The sequence below is a fragment of the Betaproteobacteria bacterium genome (genome assembly GCA_016791345.1).
Lineage (GTDB): Bacteria > Pseudomonadota > Gammaproteobacteria > Burkholderiales > JAEUMW01 > JAEUMW01.
On the sequence record JAEUMW010000247.1, the window covers coordinates 1 to 3,745 of the forward strand.

4 protein-coding genes and 1 pseudogene are annotated in these 3,745 nt (G+C 65.9%); all 5 read right to left on the reverse strand.

Going from position 1 to position 3,745, the window contains the following annotated elements:
* A pseudogene (locus JNK68_09650) lies at nt 1-713 on the reverse strand (SAM-dependent DNA methyltransferase).
* 357 nt (nt 714-1,070) lie between these two features.
* Nucleotides 1,071-1,262, reverse strand: coding sequence for a 4-oxalocrotonate tautomerase (locus JNK68_09655; protein MBL8540621.1), 192 nt, complete (start codon nt 1,260-1,262; stop codon nt 1,071-1,073).
* Nucleotides 1,263-1,290: 28 nt separating this feature from the next.
* Nucleotides 1,291-2,025, reverse strand: coding sequence for a class II aldolase/adducin family protein (locus JNK68_09660; GenBank protein ID MBL8540622.1), 735 nt, complete (start codon nt 2,023-2,025; stop codon nt 1,291-1,293).
* A gap of 152 nt (nt 2,026-2,177) precedes the next feature.
* Nucleotides 2,178-3,095 (reverse strand): EamA family transporter, encoded by a 918-nt coding sequence (locus JNK68_09665; GenBank protein MBL8540623.1) that lies wholly within the window; start codon nt 3,093-3,095, stop codon nt 2,178-2,180.
* A 27-nt stretch (nt 3,096-3,122) separates the two neighbouring features.
* The coding region (locus tag JNK68_09670) for a polysaccharide deacetylase family protein (GenBank protein MBL8540624.1) at nt 3,123-3,745 on the reverse strand (623 nt) is incomplete at its 5' end.

A 3,745-nucleotide genomic window follows, 5' to 3' on the forward strand; every position in this document is an offset into this window, starting at 1 on the left:
TCCTGCCCGTAGATCGAGATGTCGCCGAGCTTGCCCGCGTGCGCCTCGATGAACTTTTCGCTCTGCACGAACATGCCGCCCGAGCCGCAGCAGGGGTCGTACACCTTGCCGTGATGCGGCGCGAGCACCGCGACCAGTGTCTTGACGATGGACGCCGGCGTGTAGAACTGCCCGCCCTTCTTGCCTTCGGCGCTCGCGAACTGGGCGAGGAAATACTCGTAGACGCGGCCGAGCGTGTCCTTCGACTTGGAGGCGCTGTCGCCGAGCGCGATGTCGGAGACGAGGTTGATGATCTGCCCGAGGCGCTGCTTGTCGAGCCCGGGCCGCGCGTAGTCTTTCGGTAGCACGGCCTTGAGGGTCGGGTTGTCACGCTCGATGGCGGCCATCGCGTCGTCGACCAGCGTGCCGATGGTCGGCTGCGGCGCGCTCGCTTTGAGGTGCTACCAGCGTGCCTCCTTCGGCACCCAGAAGATGCTTGCCGCCCGATACTCGTCCGGGTCCTCGGAGTCGGCGCCCTCGGCCTTCTGAGCCGCAAGCTCGGCGTGCATGGCCTCGAAGGCGTCGGAGATGTACTTGAGGAAGATGAGGCCGAGCACGACGTGCTTGTACTCGGCCGCATCCATGTTGTTGCGCAGCGCGTCTGCCGCGGCCCAGAGCTTGGCTTCGAAGCCGACGGTCGCGGCGGAATTGTTAGTCGTCTTGGTTCGCGCCATCTGGAGACAAGCTTCTTGGAATGGGCAGAATGACGGATGCAAGGCCGCGGGGCCGAGTACCCGTAGCGTAAGCTTACCGCACCCGGGGCTCCGGGGATGAGGGTCCACGGTGCCCCAGGGCAGACCCCTGCGTGTGGGGGCGAGCGAACTTATGCCATAGGGTCCGTGAAGCTGGCCGAAGCCCGGTAATCACTTCATCGTTTGCCCCGGCCGAACACGGCTGCTGTTGAGGTGCGGTCACAAATTTGTGACCGCAAGCCCGGTGGGGCAGCGGATGCGGTCACGGTTTGTGACCTTCAGAGCGCTGTGTGACAGCAGTACGACGGCGGACGACGCAGGGCGCAGGAGAAAAGCGCGTCAGGTCGGCTTGTCCGACCACAGCGTCCCGGCAGTCGCCCAGTTCTCGCGTTTGACGTCGTGGATGATGATGTCGACGCTGGCAGGCTCGACGTTCAGGACACGGCAGGTTTCGCTGGTGAGCGCGGCGACGAGTTCGCGCTTCTGCTCCACGGTGCGTCCTTCGAAGAGTTCGATGTGAAATGTCGGCATTGGAGGCACTCCTTCGGGTGATGTCCTGTCAGGTGGCGAAACTCGGATCCTCGCGCTCGACGCTGCGCCGCAGGGACGGCCATTCCAGCTCGCCCTCCGGCGTGCTGTCGTCGATGAGCTGGGACACCGCCAGATCGAGCACGGCATCCGCCGGCACGATCAGTTCGCTGGATGCAGCCATCGCGGCGAGCTGCGTGACGCACGCCTTTTCCAGCGTTGCCATCAGGACGTATGCCTCGGCGATCGTCGCACCGCAGGTGAGCACGCCGTGGTTGTGCAGGATCATCGCCTTGTGCGAACCCAGATCGGCGATCAGGCACTGCTCTTCGGCGGGGTCGAGCGCCACGCCCTCGTAATGGTGATACGCGATGTTCCCGTGGAAGCGCATGGCGTGCTGCGACAGCGGCAGCAGACCACAGCGCAGCATCGACACCGCGATGCCCGCCGTCGTGTGCAGATGCATCACGCAGTTCGCGTCCGGCCGCGCCGCGTGCACGGCGCCGTGTATGGTGAACCCGGTCGGATTCACCTTGTAGGGAGACTCATCGACGATGCGACCGCGCACGTCCACCTTCACCAGGTTTGACGCGCGCACTTCGTCGAAGGCCAGGCCGAAGGGATTGATGAGGTACTGGCCCGGCGCGTCCGGCACCGTGGCCGAGATATGCGTGTAGATGAGGTCGTCCCAGCCGTTGCGCGCGACCAGGCGATAACAGGCAGCGAGGTCGACGCGTGTGCGCCACTCGGCATCGGTCACGTTCATGATTGGATCTCCGTCTTCCCCATGATGCCATTCGGATCAAGGGGCGGGCAAACGACCCGCCGGCTTGGCACGGTGGCAGTTCGCCGCAGAGGCACCGAACGGAAAAACGCCCGCGCGCATGAGACTTCCGGACGTATACCCGCGCGGCACGATCACCGCCGCGCCGCGGCGTCGTCCACACACCGATTGCGCGCGATCGCAACGACCGAGAGCAAACCCAGGGCGCCCGCGATGAGGAGCATTCCCACCGTCTCGGCGGTGCTCGGCCGCTCGCCGAGTTCGATCCATGCCGACAGCACGCCGACCGCGGGCACCGCGAGAGACGACAGCCCGGCGACGCCCGCCGACAACTTGTCGAGGACGTAGAGCCACAGCACCCAGGCGAGCCCGGTGCCGCAGATCGCGTTGAAGGCAAGCGCACCGAAGAAGTAGGCGTTCATCTCGAGCGGCCGGTTGGCCGGTACGATCAGGGCGACGAGGACGAGCAGCAGTGAGCCGAAGAGCATCTGCCACGCGGTGAGCGACAGCAGATCGAGCTGGACGCGGGCACGCAGACGCTTCACGAGCACTGCGCTGGCCGCCCAGATCGCGCCGCTCAGAAGGGCAAGCGCGCTGGCCAGCGGGCGACCCTGCGCCGTCCAGGGTTCGAGGATGAACAACAGGCCGCATGCGGCCGCGGTCACCGCCAACCACTGCAAGCCACGCACACGTTCACCCAGCGCCACCCACGCGAACAGCATCAGCCAGAACGGCATGGTATAGACCAGTACGGCTGTCTTGCCCGCCGCTCCGCTCACCAGCGCCCACTGCAGGAGCGCCGTGAAGGCAGCGGTCTGCAGGAGACCGAGCACGAGTGTCGGGCCGACGGCCACCGGGCGCAGCGGCCTGCGCAGCCAGACGAGCACCAGGAACAGCGTGGCCGCCCCCAGGACCGTGCGCATCGCAGAGAACTGGAAGGGGTCGACGTACGCCATCACCCGCTTCATCACCACGAAGTTGTAGCCCCAGATCAGCGACAGCAGCGCGAGCGCGAGCGCGGCATTGCGCACGCTGGAAGCGTTACCCGACATGAGCATCCATCCGCGGGCGCCGCGCTCCTAGCCTGGGTACGGGTGGTGCGCTGCCCAGTGCCGTGCGATGTCGATGCGACGGCAGACCCAGACCCGCTCGTGGCGTTCGATGTGATCGAGAAAGCGCTGCAGGGCGGCGAAGCGACCCGGACGCCCCAGCAACCGGCAGTGCATGCCCACCGAAAGCATCTTCGGCTGCTCTGCGCCCTCCGCGTATAGCACGTCGAAACTGTCCTTCAGGTATTGCAGGAACTGCTCACCGGTGTTGAAACCCTGCGGTGTGGCAAAGCGCATGTCATTCGAATCCAGGGTATAGGGCACCACCAGATGCGGCACAGCGCGTCCGTCCGAGGTCTCCACGCGCGTCCAGAACGGCAGCTCGTCACCGTAGTAGTCGGCATCGTAGACGAAGCCACCGTGCTCGACCACGAGCCGGCGTGTGTTCGGACTGTCGCGACCCGTGTACCAGCCTTCCGGTGCCTTGCCGGTGAGCCGGCGGATGATGTCGACACCGAGGCGCATGTGCTCGCGCTCGGTCGCCTCGTCCATGCTCTGATAATGGATCCAGCGCCAGCCGTGGCAGGCGATCTCGTGGCCCAGCTCGACGAAGGCGGCCGTCACCTCGGGGCAGCGCTCCAGCGCCATGCTCA